This window comes from Devosia sp., from assembly GCF_028290625.1.
GTDB lineage: Bacteria > Pseudomonadota > Alphaproteobacteria > Rhizobiales > Devosiaceae > Devosia.
Window position 1 is genome coordinate 1 of the sequence record NZ_JAQGJM010000021.1, and the last position, 17061, is coordinate 17061.

Here is a 17061-nt window from a genome sequence, read left to right on the forward strand (position 1 = left end):
CAGGCGCGCGCGCTCGGGGGTGGTTGAAACCCGGGCCGCAAGCACTTCGGGCAAGGCATTCGAGGTCTCTTCCTGCACGGGTTGGCTTATCGGAGCCACGGAAGCCGGCCCGCTTTGGGCGAGCACCAGCGTCCCGGCAGAAAGCCACAACAAAATACCCAGGACGGCGGATTTGAACAAAGGCGTTTGGCTCCCCATATCGAGTGCAAGCACGTCGCGGAAAGAAACGGCGATTCTGCGGCGGTATGGGTCTTATTCTTCAATTGCCTCCAGTTGCAACACAAGGCAGCCGAGCAAAGCCCGGTAAATCGGGCATTGTGACTTTCTTGTTGCCAATTGATGGCAAGACCCCTAAAGCCTTTGAGTGAGACGTATTGTTTTTCATGTTCCCGATCTTCCTGGCCCATTGGCCAGTGAAAAGGGAACGAAGAGCAGCCGGTTCGAACAGCGGTTTCGGTCGCGGCGATCTGGTACAAAAGCGGCATTTTCTACGTCTCTATGAAATTTCGGCTCCCTCGAGAGTCGGACGGCAACAAGCGAACTTAATGTGTGATCGCTCGGTGCCTAACAGGAAGAGGTCCTATGGCCCTAAGGCGGACAAAACGCGACGCAATCACATCGACCGATTGCGCTTTTGTCATGAACCTTACGTCGGCCATGGCCTCCCAGGTTACCGGCGCATTTTGCGCCACCCCCCTCAAACCATTCGCCTCGCGGGGCGCCACGAGCGCGGGGCCGGCTTGCCGGTCCGACCTTGTTGGCGCGCGAAGGCGCGGAGTACAGTCTTATGGCTACAAAAAGAATGCTGGTGGATGACATCCACCCGGAAGAAACACGGATCGTTGTAACTATCGGCAATCGCCTCGAAGAATTCGATTTTGAATCTGCCCAGCGGCGTCAGCTCCGCGGCAACATCTATCTCGCCAAGGTAACGCGCGTCGAACCGTCGCTGCAGGCCGCGTTCGTCGAATATGGCGGCAACCGCCATGGCTTCCTGGCTTTTTCCGAAATCCACCCCGACTATTACCAGATCCCGGTGGCCGACCGCGAAGCGCTGCTGCGCGACGAGGAAGAGCAGGATCACGCCGAAGCGGCCGAGCCCGAACTCTCGATAAGCCTTCCCGTCGGTGTCGAAGAACCCGATGCCGAAGAAGACACCCAGGACATGGAAGGCGCGCATAGCCACATCGAGCAGGCGCCCTCCTCCGGCGCCGATACGGTCGAAAGCCTTGGCGGCAGCGACACGATGGAAGAGGAAGCGCCCCAGCGCCGCCGCAACCACAAATACAAGATTCAGGAAGTCATCAAGCGTCGCCAGGTCATGCTGGTGCAGGTGGTCAAGGAAGAGCGCGGCAATAAGGGCGCGGCTCTCACCACTTATCTGTCGCTGGCCGGCCGCTATTCCGTGCTGATGCCCAATACCGCCCGTGGCGGCGGCATCTCGCGCAAGATCACCAATGTGGCTGATCGCAAGCGCCTCAAGGAAATCACCAGCGATCTCGAAGTGCCCCAGGGCATGGGCGTGATTCTGCGCACTGCCGGTGCTTCGCGCACCAAGGCTGAAGTGAAGCGCGATTTCGAATACCTGATGCGCCTGTGGGAAAACGTGCGCTCGCTGACCCTCAAGAGCCAGGCGCCCTGCCTGGTTTATGAGGAAGGCTCGCTGATCAAGCGGACCATTCGCGACCTGTACAACAAGGACATCGATGAAGTGTTCGTGGCGGGCGACGACGCCTACCGCGAGGCCAAGGACTTCATGCGCATGATCATGCCGAGCCACGCCAAGAACGTGCAGCTCTACAAGGATGATCAGCCGCTGTTCTCCAAGTACGGCATCGAAACCCAGCTCGATTCGATGTTCTCGCCGACGGTCACCCTGCCCTCGGGCGGCTACATCGTCATCAACCCGACCGAGGCTTTGGTTTCGATCGACGTGAACTCGGGCCGCTCCACCAAGGAGCACAATATCGAGGACACCGCGCTCCAGACCAATCTGGAAGCATCGGACGAAGTAGCGCGCCAGTTGCGCCTGCGGGATCTCGCTGGCCTGATCGTCATCGACTTCATCGACATGACGGAAAACCGCAGCAACCGTGCGGTGGAACGCCGCCTCAAGGACGCGCTCAAGGACGATCGCGCCCGCATCCAGGTTGGCCGCATTTCGCATTTCGGCCTGATGGAAATGAGCCGCCAGCGCATCCGCTTCGGCGTCGTCGAAAGCTCGACCCACAAGTGCCCGATCTGCGACGGCACGGGTCTGGTGCGGTCCGTCGAGTCGCTGGCGCTGATGATCATGCGCCATATCGAGGATCATGTGCTGCGCCGCCAGGGCCAGTCGATCAATGTGCGCATCCCGGTCGAGGTCGCGCTCTATATCCTCAACTTCAAGCGCGAAACGCTGACCGCTCTCGAAATCCGCAACCAGCTGTCCATCACCATCACCGCCGATGGCAAGATGACCGGCAGCCAGTTCGCCATCGAAAAGGGCGAAGCCCGCGTCATCGCGTTCGCCGATGCTGCTCTGACCTCCCACGTCCGCGTCGATAGCGCCGTCATCGATGACAGTGCTGACGACGACTATGTCGAGGAAGACGAGGAAGAGCAGGACGATAAGCCCGTCGCTTCCAACGTGACTTCAACGCCGGAGACCGGCGAGGAAGAAGGTGGCGAGCCGTCGCGTCGTCGCCGTCGTCGTCGCCGTCGTGGTGGCGAGCGCGGTGATGACAATGGTGGCCCGCGTCCGGCCCAGCAGCGTCCGCCGCAGTCGGTGCAGGCTGCGCCTGCCGAGGGCGATGAGTCCGAGGACGATGGCGACGAGGAAGAAAACTCCGCGCGTCCCACCGATGCCGCCGAGACTGCTGCTGAAGGCGAGCGCAAGCGTCGCCGTCGCGGTCGCCGTGGTGGCCGTCGCAATCGTCGCGACGAGCTGGATGGCGTCGAGAAGGCTCCCTCGCCGGCTGGCGAAACCGGTCTTGCGCCTGATCAGGCTGAGGCTGTCGCTGAAGTGCTGCTGGCCCAGGATGCCATCGTGGCCGAACAGCCCGAAGCTGCGGCTGCAGAGCCGGTAGTCGCCGAAAAGCCCAAGCGTTCGCGCCGCAAGAAGGTCGAGGAGACGGCCGAATCCGCCCCGGCGGAAACTGCCCCGGTAGAAGCCGTAGCGACAGAAGCTGCGACCGCCGAGGACGAAAAGCCCAAGCGCAAGCGGGCACCGCGCAAAGCCAAGGCCGAAGCCAGCGAGGCTGCTGCCGCCGAATCGGTGACCGCGCCGGTCGCCAAGGCATCAGCCCCGGTTGAAGCGCCGGCTGCTGTTGTGGTCGAAGCTGCGGCTCCCGTTGTCGAAGCTGAAAAGCCGAAGCGCGCCCGCAAGGAACTGCCGCCCGAAGGGATCGTCGTGTCCTCGACTGTGGCCAAGCCGGAAACGGCGGCTGAAGAAACGGCCGAGCCCGACAAGAAGAAAAAGGGCGGCTGGTGGCAGCGCCGGCTTGGCCTCGGCTAAGCGCGTTCCAAATCATTGAATAGAAAAGGCGGCTTCGGCCGCCTTTTCTATTGGCAGGCCCGGCTGCTATCGTCGCGTATGTCCCGCACCGCCCGCCTGCTCGATCTGCTGCAATTGCTGCGCAACCGCACCCAGCCCGTCACCGGCCCGGACCTCGCGGCCGAGTTGGGCATCTCCATCCGCACGCTCTATCGCGACATCGTCACGCTGCAGGCGCAGGGCGCGGATATCCGGGGTGAGCCCGGCCTGGGGTACATCCTCAATCCCGGTTTCACCCTGCCACCGTTGATGTTTACCACCGAGGAGATCGAGGCCATCGTGCTCGGCTCGCGCTGGGTGGCGGCTGGGCACGGCGATGCCCGATTGAGCCAATCGGCCAGCCAGGCGCTGAGCAAGATCACCGCCGTGCTGCCTCCGGAGTTACGCGGCCGCGCCGAGGCTACCAATCTGCTGGTCGCCCGCAATCGCGACACCAGCGGGCCGGCCGATCCCGCCGAGATTCGCGGCGCCATTCGCAATGAGCAGAAGCTGGCCATCACCTACCGCGCGCTGGACGGTTCGGCCTCCAGGCGCGTGATCTGGCCGTTCCTGATCGGCTTTTTCGATCGCGTCCGCATTGTCGCCGGCTGGTGCGAGTTGCGGCAGGATTTTCGCAATTTCCGCGTCGATCACATTACCAGCATGCAAGTGCTGGACGGCCGCTATCCCCGTCGTCGCGCGGTGATGCTCAAGGAATGGCGTGCCGCCCAGAACATTCCACCGAGCTGACAGGCACTGCCGGAAACTGACAGTTCGAGGGTCTAGTCTCCCTGCATCAACCAAGGAGACCCGTCATGCGTACCCTCAATTATCTGCTGCTCGCCGTCGCCAATCCGGCCAAGAGTGCTGAGTTCTACACCAAGCTTCTGGGTATCGAGCCGGTGGAGAATTCACCCACATTCGTACTGTATGTGCTGCCGAATGGCATCAAGATCGGCCTCTGGATCACGAACGAAATCGAGCCCAAGCCTAAAGTGGCCGGCGGCGTCGAAATCTCGTTTACCGAGGATAGCAAGGACGCCGTCCTCGCCACCTACGCGGCCTGGAAGACCCTCGCCAAGGTGGTGCAGGAACCCACTCAAATGGATTTCGGCTTTACCTTTGTGGTTGAGGACCTTGACGGACACCGCCTGCGTCCGTTTGTGCTGGCGGATCGGCCGCGCTGAACGGCGCTGGCGGGGGCTTACATTGACCTTCAGATCTTGGTCAGCAGCAAACACGATAGGTTTGCGTGTCCCCTTAGCATCCCACCCACCGTTCTTCCCGCGGACTTGATCCGCGGGCCACTATCAACACGGCACAAGCGGTGAGAGGCCCGCGGGTCAAGCCCGCGGGAAGGACAGTGGGTGGGGATGGATTGATGGTGGGTGGATGGTGGGTGGATGGATGGATGGATGGGTAAGATTTGGGGGCCTAGCGGCGACCAACCCTTACTTCAAAAACGCCCGCATCCGCTCCAGCGCGAGTTCAATCGTCTGGCGTGTCCCCGCATACGAAAACCGCACAAAGCTCCGCCCGTCGGCACGATCGAAATCGATCCCCGGCGCCGTGGCGACTCCGGCATCCTCCAACAGCGTCTGGCAGAATGCCATCGAGTCGTTGGAGAACGGCGCAATGCCCGCATAGACGTAGAAGGCCCCTTCCGAGAGATGGCCGACATCAAAACCAATCGCTTGCAGTCCCTCGGAGAGCAGCGTCCGGTTGGCCGCGTAGTGGGCCTTCTGCTCTTCGGAATAGTCCCGCTCGCCCAGTGCCGCCGTCGCCGCGATCTGGCTCAGTGTCGGGGCAGAGATGAAGAGGTTCTGCTGCAGGATTTCGGCCCGGCGCAGCAGGTGTTCGGGCATGACCATCCAGCCGATGCGCCAGCCAGTCATGCAGTAATATTTGGAAAAGCTGTTGATGACGATGGCGTCGCGGGTCAGCTCGAGCGCGCTCACCGAGGCGCCGCGATAATCCAGCCCGTGATAGATTTCGTCGGAAATGAGCTGCACGCCCAGCCGCTTGCAGGTGTCGATGATATCCTGCATCCCGGCCCGGTCGACTGCCGCACCGGTCGGATTGGCCGGGCTGGCGAACAGCAGGCCGGCAAAAGGCTGCAGCCTGTACGCCGCTTCGATGTCCGCCCCGCGCAATTGCCAGCCGCTCGCCGCCGAGAGCGGGATTTCGGCGATCTCGAAGCCCAGTCCTACCAGCGTATTCACATAGGCCGGATAACCGGGCCTCGTGATGGCGATCCGCGCGCCGGGCCGGAACGCGGTGTGGAACGCGATGATGAAGCCCGCGGACGAGCCCATCGTCGCCAGGATCGTATCGGGATCGACGATCACGCCATGCTGTTCAGAATAATACGCAGCCAGCGCCTCTCGCAGTTGGATAAGGCCCTTGGCATTGGTATAACCCTGCGCCTGGGGCAGCGCCTTGGCCACCGCCTCGATGACGCGCGGCGCGGGCGGCGAGCCGGGCTCGCCCACTTCCAGATGGCAGATCACGCGGCCACCGGCTTCGAGCGATTTGGCTCGATTCAGAATTTCTAATGCATGGAACGGCATTAGATCGTAGTTGCGTGTTTCGTCTAACATAGAGATTCCTTTTGCGCATGCATGACATACAGCGAACAGTCTTTGCTCTCAACTACAATTGATACCGCGGCGCAGTCCGTCTTCACCATCACCTGCTATTGTGACATCCAAGGCTGCGGGAAATTGCGGCTATAGCGTTTATCCGGAGCCTTTCATGCCGCGCGTCACACTCGCCCTCGTAGCCCTTGCGGGCATTCTCGCTGGGGCATTGGGCTTTTCCGTCCTGCATCAGAACGCCCCCCAGACCGACACCGCCGCCGTGCGCAGCATCGTCGAAGGCGTACTAGCCGATCACGACACCCGACTGGCCTCCGCTGCGCCAATCTATCGGGCGCCGCAAAATGTCGCTGGCCTCGATCCGAAGGTGCTCAACCCGATGATCGAAAGCTATCTCATGGGCGATCCCACTATCCTGCAGCGACTGTCCAGCGCGCTCGATAGCAAGATGCAGGTCGCGGCGCGCGAAAAATCCACCCAGGTCATCGCCACCATGAAGGATGCGATTTTCAACGACCCCAACCAGGTTGTGCTGGGCAATCCCAATGGCGACGTGACCCTGGTGGAACTGTTCGACTACAATTGCGGGTATTGCCGCAACGCCCTGCCCGATATGGCCTCACTGCTGGCCGACGATCCGAACCTGCGCGTCGTGCTCAAGGAATTCCCGATCCTGTCCAACGAATCGATCGATGCGGCCCGCGTCGCCATCTTGGTCAACGAGTCCGATGCCGATTACTGGGCCTTCCACGAGGCCCTGTTCACCAGCCGCGGTCAGGTCGACAAGAAGGTGGCGCTCGCCGCCGCCGCCGATCTGGGTCTCAGCCCGGTCAATATCGAGCTGAAGATGGAAGAGCCGGAGGTGTCTAAGGCGATCCAGACCTCCTACGACATCGCCAAGGCGCTCAATATCACCGGCACGCCGACCTATATCATCGGCAATGAGGTGATCCCCGGCGCCATCGGGCTCGACGAGCTCAAGGGCCGAATCGCCAATATGCGCGCCTGCGGGGAAACCGAATGCGCGAGCTAACCAAGGTTTTGCCGCCGTTCTTTGCCTTTTCGGTGCATTTCGTATAGTCGAGCTTGCTCTGGCCTTAAGGGCTGGTGCAAAAGGCGAAAATCATGGCAAAGCGCGTTCTCGTCCTCAACGGCCCGAACCTCAACATGCTCGGTACTCGCGAGCCCGAAATCTATGGCGCCCAGACCTTGGGCGACATCGAGAAGCTTTGCCAATCTACTGGTCAAGCCCTTGGCCTCAAAGTGGATTTTCGCCAGTCCAATCACGAGGGTGAGCTGGTGACCTGGATTCAGGACGCCCGCAAGACGGCTGATGCGATCCTGATCAATCCTGCCGCCTATTCGCATACCTCGGTCGCCATTCACGACGCTCTCAAGGCTGCCGGCCTGCCGGTGGCCGAAGTTCATCTCAGCAATATCCATCAGCGCGAGGCGTTTCGGCATCATTCCTATGTGTCGGCCGTCGCCTATGGCGTCATTTGCGGCTTTGGCGCACTTGGATATAGTCTGGCGCTGCAAGCCCTCTCCGAAAAACTCAAATAACGATCGACGCGCAAGCGCGGGAGACCGACAAGAATGACCAAGGCATCTCAAGTGGATCAGGACCTGATCCGGGCCATCGCCGAACTGCTCAACAAAGAAAATCTCGCTGAAATCGAGATCGAGCAGGATGATTTCCGGGTCCGGGTTACCCGCTCCTATGCCAATGAGGCTCCCGCCTATGCGCCGCAATATCTGGCGCCGCAATATGCGCCCGCGCCGCAGTCGCTGACCCCTGCGGGTTCGGTTGCGCCGGCAGCGCCTGTCGCGGCCGAAGACCTTGCATCCAATCCCGGCACCCTGACCTCCCCGATGGTCGGCACCGCCTACCGCTCGCCCGAGCCGGGCAAGCCCGCGTTTGTCGAAGTGGGCGCCAAGGTCACCGAAGGGCAGACCCTGCTCATCATCGAAGCGATGAAGACCATGAACCAGATCCCGGCGCATCGCTCGGGCACGGTCACCCGTATCCTCGTCGAAGACAGCCAGCCCGTCGAATATGGCGAACCGCTCGCCGTCATCGAATAGGGGGCGGGCATGTTCCAGAAGGTCCTCATCGCCAATCGCGGCGAAATCGCGCTGCGTATTTTGCGCGCCTGCAAAGAACTCGGCATTCAGACCGTTGCGGTGCATTCGACGGCCGACGCCAATGCAATGCATGTGCGTCTCGCCGATGAAAGCGTCTGCATCGGGCCGCCAGCCGCCAAGGACAGCTATCTCAATATCCCCTCGATCATGGCTGCCTGCGAGATCACCGGCGCCGATGCCGTGCATCCGGGCTATGGGTTTCTTTCCGAGAACGCCCGCTTCGCCAAGATTTTGACCGAGCACAACGTCACCTTCATCGGCCCGTCTGCCCATCACATCGAAATCATGGGCGACAAGATCACGGCCAAGAAGACCGCCGTGGAGCTGGGCATTCCGGTGGTTCCAGGCTCCGCTGGCGCCGTGGAATCCGACGAAGAGGCGATCAAGACCGCCAGGGAAATCGGTTATCCCGTGCTGATCAAGGCCACGGCCGGTGGCGGCGGACGCGGCATGAAGGTCGCGTTGACCGAAGCCGACGTGCTGATCGCCTGGTCGACCGCCCGCTCCGAGGCCAAGGCCGCGTTCGGCAATGACTCGGTCTATATGGAAAAATACCTCGGCAAGCCGCGCCATATCGAAGTCCAGGTCATGGGCGACGGCCAGGGCAACGCGGTGCATCTGGGCGTGCGCGACTGCTCGCTGCAGCGTCGCCACCAGAAGGTCTGGGAAGAAGCCGGCGGGCCGACCATTGCGCCCGAAGAACGCGACCGGATCGGCGAAATCTGCGCCGCCGCCATGCGCAAGCTCAGCTATTCGGGCGCCGGCACCATCGAGTTCCTCTACGAGAACGGCGAGTTTTATTTCATTGAAATGAACACCCGCCTGCAGGTCGAGCATCCGGTTACCGAGCGCATCACTGGCATCGATATCGTCTACGAACAGATCCGCGTCGCCTCGGGTGAAAAACTTTCAATGACGCAGGAGCAGGTGCAGTTCTACGGCCATGCCATCGAAGTGCGCATCAATGCCGAGGACCCGCAGACTTTTGCGCCCTCGCCCGGCACCATTACTTTCTATCACCCAGCCGGCGGCGTTGGCGTTCGTGTCGATTCGGCGGTTTATCAGGGCTACAAGATCCCGCCCTATTACGACTCGCTGATCGGCAAGCTGATCGTCTATGGCCGCACCCGCGACGAATGCCTGCATCGCCTGCGCCGCGCGGTCGACGAATTCGTCATCGATGGCATCAAGACCACGTTGCCGCTGTTCCAGCGCCTGATCCGCGAGCCCGATATTCTGGCCGGAAATTACGACATCCACTGGCTGGAAAAGTACTTGGCCGAGAACAAGGTCTAGACGACTCTCTCCCTTCTCCCCTCGTGGGAGAAGGTGGCGCGCAGCGCCGGATGAGGGGGCTGCGATTGCTAGGAGAACCCCTCACCCGCCCTTCGGGCACCCTCTCCCACAAGGGGAGAGGGGGAGCAGAGGTAGCCTGTGGCCAGACGCAACGACCCCTTCGATATCGAGATCACGCCCGAGCTGATCGTGCGGGCCTATCGGGCCGGCATTTTCCCAATGTCGGAAAGCGCCGGTTCGACCGACGTGTTCTGGGTCAGTCCGGAACAGCGCGGAGTCATCCCCCTAGATGGGCTGATCGTCTCCACCAGCCTGCGCAAGGCCATCCGCAAAAGCGTCTTCACGGTCCGCGTCGACACGGATTTCGAGGCGGTCATCGAGGCCTGTGCCACAGTGGGCGAGGACCGCGACGAGACGTGGATCAACGCCACGATACGCGGTGTCTATGGCGAACTGTTTCGCCGGGGCGTGGCCCATACCGTCGAAGTCTGGGACGGCGAGGAACTGGTCGGCGGGCTGTATGGCCTGGCTATCGGCGGCGCGTTCTTCGGCGAGTCGATGTTCCACCGCGCCACCAATGCCAGCAAGATCGCGCTGGCGCATCTCGTAGACCGCCTCAATGCCGGCGGCTTCATCTTGCTCGATACCCAGTTCATCACCGACCACTTGGCCTCGTTGGGCGGGATCGAAATTCCGCGCGCGGACTATGAGGAAATGCTGGCTGCGGCGTTGCTGCGTGAGGGTGATTGGGCCGCGTGGGATCGGCGCACAAGCGCTCAATAGGCTGCGCATACCCATAGCGCGCTTGTGGCACGCTGCCTCCCAACCCACCGCCCTTCCCGCGGGCTTGACCCGCGGGCCGCTCACCGCGAACCCTGAATTCCGGGCATGCTGATGGAGGCCCGCGGGTCAAGCCCGCGGGAAGGACTTTGGGTGGGGATGGGTCGTGATCCAAGAGGTGGCGACGGCTGCTGCGGAACAGATGCCTCAATCCGCCAACCGGAACGCCACTTCCGTCACCGGATTGCCGGATGGGCTCTGGTCGGGGTCGTTCAGATAAATCTCCATCCGCGTCGCGCCCACGAACCGATCGCCTTCTGGCCGTCCATCAAGCTGGTGGCCAGCGTCCTTCGCCCAATCCATCAGCGTCATATTGGCCTGATGCAGCTCTTGGTACGGGCCGTCATGCACTAGGCTGGCATAGCGCCCCCCGGGCAAGGTGCCGGTCCTCACTGTGTCGTCGCCGGCCATCACCGTGGCGGTCGGCATGCCGACCCACCGTCTCGCCGCCATGGGCATTGACCCAGGCGATGACGTCGCCGATCAGCGGCGGCGCCTTTTGCGAGATTTCAGGCTGCCGCAGCGTCAGCACGATAGCAGCGAAAGGCTGCGGCTTGCGGGTGGCGATCATGATCTGGGTCATCTGGGGTCTCCTCACGGCATGGTTCAAGCATAGGCAATTGTCGTTTGATTGAATGCGGCCTCAATCCACCTGGGCGCCGCCGGTTGCGTTGGCGACCGTCGCAGTCATGCCCGCGGCGAGATCAGACGACAGCAGCACCGCCGCGTCGGCCACCTGCGCCAGCGCCGTCACCTTGCGCAGCGGCGTATCCTTGCCGAACTCGCGCGCGATATCGTCGAAAGTGACGCCTTGCTCGTTGGCCCGCAATTGCCAGGCGTTGCGCACGCCCGGCGCGTCGGGCGAGCCCGGTGAGCGCACGAAGCACACGCGCACTCCATGCGGGCCGTTCTCGACCGCCAGCTGGCGCAGGAAGTGCTCGATCGCCGCGCAGGCCACGCCGAAGCCACCGACATGGCTATAGGCCTCGCGCGCCGCATTGGCGGTAATACCGACGATCGCGCCGCCGCCATTGGCCCCCATATGCCGCGCCATGGCGGTGCCGGTCACGAACCAGGTCTGCATGGAATTGCGGATCGGCCGCAGGAAGCGTTCGAAATCCATGTCGGTCAATTCGGCGCCCTGGGTGTCGCCCCAGTCGATGGCGTTGAACATCAGCTTGACCGGCCCCGCACCCTTGGCAATATCGGCCAAATGCCGCTCGACGGCTTTCGCATCGAGGGCATCGACCGGGGCGACCTGCGCCCTGCCCCCGGCGGCCTCGATTTCGTCGGCCACGGCCTGCAGGCTGTCCGGCGTCCGCCCGGCCAGAAACACCAGCGCGCCCTCCCGTGCATAGGCTTTGGCGACGGCGCCGCCGACTGCACCGCCGGCGCCATAGACGATCGCCGTCTTCCCCTTGAGCAACATCCCATCCCTCCTGACGTGTTTCATCCTCATGCGGTCGCGACCCGCTCAAGACATAGACGAACGCGCATTGGGGAATGCGACATCAGCCTGGAGAAAAATTATTGTGCCGGTGGTTCCGGCGTGGCCCGCGACCCGGGCGGCGGCACGGTCGAGCTGGTCTTGCACTCGATCAGCCAGACGTCATAGACGGCGTGGTCGAGCGCGTTCAGGGCTGGGCTATCAGCAAACATCCACCCGGTGAAGATGCGCTTGGAATTGCCCTGCAGGCTGCGCTGGTCGACTTCGAGAAACGCCGAAATGCGCTGCGTTTCGGTTGGCGGCCGGCTGTAGCAGGCGCGCGGCGTCACTTCGAGCGCGCCGAACAGCACCGTCTCGTCGATATAGACGTCGAATTTGGTGATGCGGCCGGTGATCTTGTCGAGCCCGGCAAAGGTGGCGATCGGATTGGCGATCGGGCCTGCCACGGCAACTCCAGCCATAAACGCCGAAAGCGCCAGTGCCGCGATCGGCACCAGCGTCTTGCGAAGCATTGGCGTAAGAAACTCTGTCAGGCGCAAGGCGCCACTGTCCTTATTCAGGCGACCAGGCCTTGTAGTCGCCGGTCACGCGCGGGCGCTCGCCCTTGCTCAGCATGCTGCCATCGGGACGATAGGCGGCGGCCGTGCCAGTCAGGTTCTGCTCGTGTGGCTTTTCCCAGGCGCGCGGCACATATTTGACATCGCTCGGCACCACGTCGGTGCGGAAATGGATCCAGCCATGCCATTCGGCGGCGATCTTGGACGCATCGGCAACGCCATTATAGGTGACGTAGCGGCGGTTTTCCTTGCGGTCCTGGTAGTAGCTATTGCCCATCTCGTCGGTGCCGACCAGCTCGCCGCGGCGCCAGATCCACAGCCGGGTGCCCCAGGTCTGCCCGTGCCACCAGCGGAAAATTTCGAGAAGGAAGTCTTTCATGTCGCGGCCTGCTTACGTCCGGGGGGATCGGATGGACAGGCTCTAGCATGAGCCGATGCCGCTTCGCCAGAGTTTGCTAAACACAAGAGCCCGATGGCGCCCATTTTCACAAAAAAGTCCGCTTGACACGAACTTGCCACATTCGGCCCCTGCCCAGCAGCGCCGAAAGAGTCTTGCAGCAAGCGGGTTTAGCCTGATTCCTGGCTCTCACAACTAAACTGCAGTGCCTTTATTAAGTCCTCATTAACCTTTGATGACACTTGTCGCTTATCCCCACTAATCCCATATCAGATACTAGATTTTGGGGTTATGATGGACCCTGACACAACGAGTGGTGTGAAGGCTGTGGGAAAAAAGTGAAAATGTTGGCCTCGACTCTGGCTCCCAAGCTGGCTCACAGTTAGCTCAACGCCAGTACCCGAGTCCTCCCGACCGCACCCGGCCACCACACATTCTGACCCAAGAGATTTGCGAATGCGCATCGAACGCCGCTTTACGAACGCCGAGCAAGACCGCTACAGCGCCCTCGATTTCCGCTCGGCCACGAGCGAAATCCGCAATCCGGATGGCTCTGTCGTGTTCAAGCTGGAAAATATCGCCGTGCCGGCTCAATGGAGCCAGGTGGCGGCCGATATCATCGCGCAGAAGTATTTCCGCAAGGCCGGCGTCGCCAAGGCGCTGACGAAGGTGGAGGAGAATTCCGTCCCTTCCTGGCTGTGGCGCTCCGTCCCTGACGAAGCTGCGCTCGCCAAGCTGCCGGAAAATGAGCGCTACGGCTCGGAAATGGATTCTCGCCAGGTGTTCGATCGCCTGGCCGGCACCTGGACCTATTGGGGCTGGAAGGGCGGCTATTTCGATAGCGAGGACGACGCCAAGGCGTTCTTCGACGAACTCTGTTTCATGCTCGCCAGCCAGCGCGTGGCGCCCAATAGCCCGCAATGGTTCAATACCGGCCTGCATTGGGCCTATGGCATCGATGGCCCCGGCCAGGGCCACTTCTACGTCGACCCGTTCACCCACAAGCTGGTGGCGTCCAAGAGCTCCTACGAGCATCCCCAGCCGCATGCCTGCTTCATCCAGTCGGTCAATGACGATCTGGTCAACGACAACGGCATCATGGACCTTTGGGTCCGCGAAGCCCGCCTGTTCAAGTACGGCTCGGGCACCGGCACCAACTTCTCCAAGCTGCGCGGCGGCGGTGAGAAGCTGAGCGGCGGCGGCCGTTCGTCGGGCCTGATGAGCTTCCTCAAGATCGGCGATCGCGCTGCGGGCGCTATCAAGTCCGGCGGCACCACGCGTCGCGCCGCCAAGATGGTGGTCATCGATATCGATCACCCCGATATCGAGGAATATATCAACTGGAAGGTCAAGGAAGAGCAGAAGGTTGCGGCGCTGGTTACCGGCTCCAAGGTCGTCTCCAAGCACCTCAAGCTGATCATGAAGGCCGCCGTGAACTGCGAAGGTTCGGGCGACGATTGCTTCGACGTGCAGAAGAACCCTGCCCTCAAGCGCGAAGTGCGCGCTGCCAAAAAGGCGCTGGTGCCGGAGAACTACATCTACCGCGTCATCCAGTTCGCCAAGCAGGGCTATACCGACCTCGATTTCCCCATCTACGACACCGATTGGGATAGCGAAGCGTACCTGACCGTCTCGGGCCAGAACTCGAACAATTCCGTCCGCGTCACCGATGACTTCCTCAAGGCCGTCGAGACCGATGGCGACTGGAACCTGACCGCCCGCAAGGACGGCAAGGTCACCAAGACTCTCAAGGCGCGCGACCTGTGGGAACAGATCGGTTACGCCGCCTGGGCCTCGGCCGATCCCGGGATCCAGTACCACACCACTATCAACGAGTGGCACACCAGCCCCGAGGCCGGTCCGATCAATGCATCGAACCCTTGCTCGGAATACATGTTCCTCGACGACACGGCCTGCAACCTGGCTTCGGTCAACCTGCTGCCTTACCGCAATGCGGATTCGACCTTCGACACCGCCGCCTATGAGCACACAGTGCGCTTGTGGACTGTGGTTCTCGAAATCTCGGTGATGATGGCGCAGTTCCCGTCCAAGTCGATTGCCGAACGCTCGTTCGAATATCGCACGCTGGGCATCGGCTACGCCAATATCGGTGGCCTCTTGATGACCTCGGGCATTCCCTATGACTCGGTTGAGGGCCGCGCCATTGCCGGCGCCGTCACCGCCATCATGACCGGCGTCAGCTATGCCACGTCCGCCGAAATGGCCAAGGAACTTGGCCCCTTCAAGGACTACAAGCGCAACGCCAAGCACATGCTGCGCGTCATCCGCAATCATCGCAACGCCGCCCATGGCAACACCGCGGGCTATGAAGGCCTCTCCATCAACCCCGTCCCGCTCGACCACGCCTCGCTGACCGACGCGGCGCTGTCCGAACGCGCCAAGCTGGCCTGGGACAATGCCCTGGCTCTCGGCGAACAGCACGGCTACCGCAATGCCCAGGTATCGGTGATTGCCCCGACCGGCACCATTGGCCTCGTCATGGATTGCGACACCACCGGCATCGAGCCCGATTTCGCGCTGGTCAAGTTCAAGAAGCTCGCCGGTGGCGGCTACTTCAAGATCATCAACCGCGCCGTGCCCCCGGCTTTGCGGACCCTGGGTTACTCCGAGTCCCAGATTGCCGAGATGGAGGCCTATGCGGTCGGCCACGGCAACCTGAACCAGGCGCCCGGCGTCAATCCGGCCACCCTGCGCACCAAGGGTTTCACCGACGACAAGATCGCCGCCCTCAATGCCGCGACCGAAAGCGCCTTCGATCTCAAGTTCATCTTCAACCAGTGGACGCTGGGCGTCGATTTCCTCAAGAGCCTGGGCGTCACCCAGGAGCAGATGAACGACTTTTCGTTCGAGCTGCTGCCGTTCCTCGGCTTCTCCAAGAAGGATATCGAGCTCGCCAATATCCACGTCTGCGGCGCCATGACCCTCGAGGGTGCTCCGCATCTGCGCGCCGAGCACCAGGCGGTGTTCGATTGCGCCACTCCGTGCGGCAAGATCGGCAAGCGCTCGCTGTCGGTGGATAGCCACATCCTGATGATGGCGGCCGCCCAGCCGTTCATCTCCGGCGCCATCTCCAAGACCATCAACATGCCCAATGATGCGACGGTCGAGGACGCCAAGGAAAGCTACATGACCAGCTGGCGCCTGGCGCTGAAGGCCAATGCGCTCTATCGCGACGGCTCCAAGCTCAGCCAGCCGCTGAACTCCTCCGTGCTCGCCGTCGAGGATGAGGACGAGGAAGACGCGATGGAAGAACTGCTGATGCAGTCGCCTGCCGCCCGCGTACCCCAGGTGGCCGAACGCATCGTCGAGCGCATCATCGAGCAGGTGCGTAGCCGCGAAAAGATGCCGGATCGCCGCAAGGGCTATACCCAGAAGGCCGTCGTCGGCGGCCACAAGGTCTATCTGCGCACCGGCGAATATGACGATGGCCGCCTCGGCGAAATCTTCATCGACATGCACAAGGAAGGCGCCGCCTTCCGCGCCATGATGAACAATTTTGCCATCGCCATCTCGCTGGGCCTGCAATATGGCGTGCCGCTGGACGAATATGTGGAGGCCTTCACCTTCACCCGTTTCGAGCCCGCCGGCATGGTCATGGGCAATGACCGGATCAAGAACGCGACCTCGATCATGGACTATGTGTTCCGCGAGCTGGCCGTGTCCTATCTCGACCGCGACGACCTGGCCCATGTGAACCCCGCCTCCCCGACCTCGCTGTCGGGCGGCGTTTCCGAAGAGCACGGCACCCGCTCGGCGCCGCAGTCCGCTCCCGCGCCGGTTCCGGCCGACAAGTTCGTCTCCCGCGGCATGACCCGCGGCCGCACCCAGAACGCGTCGCTGATGCTGGTCCCCACGTCAGAGGCCGCCCGCTACGCGCCCGTGGCCTCCTCGATTTCGACCGTCACGGCGCTGCGCAGCGCCACGGCCCTCAAGATCGAGCCCTCAGCCACGGTTCTCAACGCCGCCGAACTCACCCCCATCCCCTCCCCGCCGCCCTCGACCGACAAGCACCAACTCCGCGCCGAAGCCCAAATGAAGGGCTATACCGGCGACCAGTGCAGCAACTGCAACTCGATGCGGATGAAGGTGTCGGGCCACTGCATGGTTTGCGAGGATTGCGGGACGACGACTGGGTGTAGTTGAGTAAGAGCCACGTACGGCTGTGACGTGGGGAATAAAAGTTCCATGAATCCCCGATAGCCTTCCAGTATGCGGGGCATAAAGTTTCCACTGCCAGGCGAGGTGCC

16 protein-coding genes are annotated in these 17061 nt (G+C 62.1%); 9 read left to right on the forward strand and 7 right to left on the reverse strand.

Going from position 1 to position 17061, the window contains the following annotated elements; all coding sequences use genetic code 11:
* Positions 1-180 (reverse strand): hypothetical protein (locus tag JWR51_RS11395; RefSeq protein ID WP_299747466.1); only part of this gene is annotated, 180 nt, incomplete at its 3' end.
* 607 nt (positions 181-787) lie between these two features.
* Between JWR51_RS11395 and JWR51_RS11400 the strand changes: the two genes are divergently transcribed.
* From JWR51_RS11400 to JWR51_RS11410, 3 genes are all read left to right on the forward strand, one after another.
* Complete coding sequence (locus JWR51_RS11400) at positions 788-3496, forward strand: ribonuclease E/G (RefSeq protein ID WP_299747468.1); 2709 nt, start codon at positions 788-790, stop codon at positions 3494-3496.
* A gap of 78 nt (positions 3497-3574) precedes the next feature.
* A complete protein-coding gene (locus tag JWR51_RS11405; RefSeq protein ID WP_299747469.1) occupies positions 3575-4264 on the forward strand; it encodes a YafY family protein in 690 nt (229 codons plus the stop codon).
* Positions 4265-4329: 65 nt separating this feature from the next.
* Complete coding sequence (locus JWR51_RS11410) at positions 4330-4701, forward strand: VOC family protein (RefSeq protein WP_299747471.1); 372 nt, start codon at positions 4330-4332, stop codon at positions 4699-4701.
* A gap of 264 nt (positions 4702-4965) precedes the next feature.
* On the opposite strand, the gene JWR51_RS11415 is transcribed toward JWR51_RS11410, so the two are convergent.
* Entirely contained in the window at positions 4966-6114 is a 1149-nt protein-coding gene (locus tag JWR51_RS11415; protein WP_299747473.1) for an aminotransferase class I/II-fold pyridoxal phosphate-dependent enzyme, read from the reverse strand.
* Positions 6115-6268: 154 nt separating this feature from the next.
* Here JWR51_RS11415 and JWR51_RS11420 point away from each other — a divergent pair, with 154 nt between their 5' ends.
* From JWR51_RS11420 to aat, 5 genes are all read left to right on the forward strand, one after another.
* The gene (locus JWR51_RS11420; protein WP_299747475.1) at positions 6269-7144 is read left to right on the forward strand and encodes a DsbA family protein; all 876 of its coding nucleotides are present in this window, start codon (positions 6269-6271) and stop codon (positions 7142-7144) included.
* 92 nt (positions 7145-7236) lie between these two features.
* Complete coding sequence (aroQ, locus tag JWR51_RS11425) at positions 7237-7674, forward strand: type II 3-dehydroquinate dehydratase (RefSeq protein ID WP_299747477.1); 438 nt, start codon at positions 7237-7239, stop codon at positions 7672-7674.
* A gap of 33 nt (positions 7675-7707) precedes the next feature.
* Entirely contained in the window at positions 7708-8196 is a 489-nt protein-coding gene (gene accB, locus JWR51_RS11430) for an acetyl-CoA carboxylase biotin carboxyl carrier protein (protein ID WP_299747478.1), read from the forward strand.
* 9 nt (positions 8197-8205) lie between these two features.
* Positions 8206-9552 (forward strand): acetyl-CoA carboxylase biotin carboxylase subunit, encoded by a 1347-nt coding sequence (gene accC / locus JWR51_RS11435; RefSeq protein WP_299747480.1) that lies wholly within the window; start codon positions 8206-8208, stop codon positions 9550-9552.
* Between the two features lie 138 nt (positions 9553-9690).
* Positions 9691-10335 carry a leucyl/phenylalanyl-tRNA--protein transferase gene (gene aat / locus JWR51_RS11440; protein ID WP_299747482.1) on the forward strand — a complete coding sequence of 215 codons (645 nt, stop codon included), beginning with the start codon at positions 9691-9693 and terminating at the stop codon, positions 10333-10335.
* A 204-nt stretch (positions 10336-10539) separates the two neighbouring features.
* Here aat and JWR51_RS11445 read toward each other — a convergent pair whose 3' ends face one another.
* The 5 genes from JWR51_RS11445 to JWR51_RS11465 all read right to left on the reverse strand — a co-directional run bounded on the left by JWR51_RS11445 (position 10540) and on the right by JWR51_RS11465 (position 12775).
* Positions 10540-10821 (reverse strand): GyrI-like domain-containing protein, encoded by a 282-nt coding sequence (locus JWR51_RS11445; RefSeq protein ID WP_299747484.1) that lies wholly within the window; start codon positions 10819-10821, stop codon positions 10540-10542.
* Entirely contained in the window at positions 10736-10975 is a 240-nt protein-coding gene (locus JWR51_RS11450; RefSeq protein WP_299747485.1) for a hypothetical protein, read from the reverse strand. The genes JWR51_RS11445 and JWR51_RS11450 overlap by 86 nt, the downstream gene beginning before the upstream one ends.
* Before the next feature lie 60 nt (positions 10976-11035).
* A complete protein-coding gene (locus JWR51_RS11455) occupies positions 11036-11821 on the reverse strand; it encodes an SDR family oxidoreductase (RefSeq protein ID WP_299747487.1) in 786 nt (261 codons plus the stop codon).
* A 98-nt stretch (positions 11822-11919) separates the two neighbouring features.
* Positions 11920-12351, reverse strand: coding sequence for a DUF2155 domain-containing protein (locus JWR51_RS11460; RefSeq protein ID WP_299747489.1), 432 nt, complete (start codon positions 12349-12351; stop codon positions 11920-11922).
* 40 nt (positions 12352-12391) lie between these two features.
* The gene (locus tag JWR51_RS11465) at positions 12392-12775 is read right to left on the reverse strand and encodes an NADH:ubiquinone oxidoreductase subunit NDUFA12 (protein ID WP_299747491.1); all 384 of its coding nucleotides are present in this window, start codon (positions 12773-12775) and stop codon (positions 12392-12394) included.
* 474 nt (positions 12776-13249) lie between these two features.
* Between JWR51_RS11465 and JWR51_RS11470 the strand changes: the two genes are divergently transcribed.
* Positions 13250-16957, forward strand: coding sequence for a vitamin B12-dependent ribonucleotide reductase (locus JWR51_RS11470; protein WP_299747493.1), 3708 nt, complete (start codon positions 13250-13252; stop codon positions 16955-16957).
* Positions 16958-17061 lie beyond the last annotated feature (104 nt).

Coding starts and splice junctions, on each gene's coding strand:
- JWR51_RS11420 (WP_299747475.1), top strand. CDS start 6,269: ATGCCGCGCGTCACACTCGCCCTCGTAGCCCTTGCGGGCATTCTCGCT.
- JWR51_RS11405 (WP_299747469.1), top strand. CDS start 3,575: ATGTCCCGCACCGCCCGCCTGCTCGATCTGCTGCAATTGCTGCGCAAC.
- JWR51_RS11455 (WP_299747487.1), bottom strand. CDS start 11,821: ATGTTGCTCAAGGGGAAGACGGCGATCGTCTATGGCGCCGGCGGTGCA.
- JWR51_RS11415 (WP_299747473.1), bottom strand. CDS start 6,114: ATGTTAGACGAAACACGCAACTACGATCTAATGCCGTTCCATGCATTA.
- JWR51_RS11470 (WP_299747493.1), top strand. CDS start 13,250: ATGCGCATCGAACGCCGCTTTACGAACGCCGAGCAAGACCGCTACAGC.
- JWR51_RS11450 (WP_299747485.1), bottom strand. CDS start 10,975: ATGACCCAGATCATGATCGCCACCCGCAAGCCGCAGCCTTTCGCTGCT.
- JWR51_RS11400 (WP_299747468.1), top strand. CDS start 788: ATGGCTACAAAAAGAATGCTGGTGGATGACATCCACCCGGAAGAAACA.
- JWR51_RS11465 (WP_299747491.1), bottom strand. CDS start 12,775: ATGAAAGACTTCCTTCTCGAAATTTTCCGCTGGTGGCACGGGCAGACC.
- accB (WP_299747478.1), top strand. CDS start 7,708: ATGACCAAGGCATCTCAAGTGGATCAGGACCTGATCCGGGCCATCGCC.
- JWR51_RS11445 (WP_299747484.1), bottom strand. CDS start 10,821: ATGCCGACCGCCACGGTGATGGCCGGCGACGACACAGTGAGGACCGGC.
- JWR51_RS11460 (WP_299747489.1), bottom strand. CDS start 12,351: ATGCTTCGCAAGACGCTGGTGCCGATCGCGGCACTGGCGCTTTCGGCG.
- JWR51_RS11410 (WP_299747471.1), top strand. CDS start 4,330: ATGCGTACCCTCAATTATCTGCTGCTCGCCGTCGCCAATCCGGCCAAG.
- accC (WP_299747480.1), top strand. CDS start 8,206: ATGTTCCAGAAGGTCCTCATCGCCAATCGCGGCGAAATCGCGCTGCGT.
- aroQ (WP_299747477.1), top strand. CDS start 7,237: ATGGCAAAGCGCGTTCTCGTCCTCAACGGCCCGAACCTCAACATGCTC.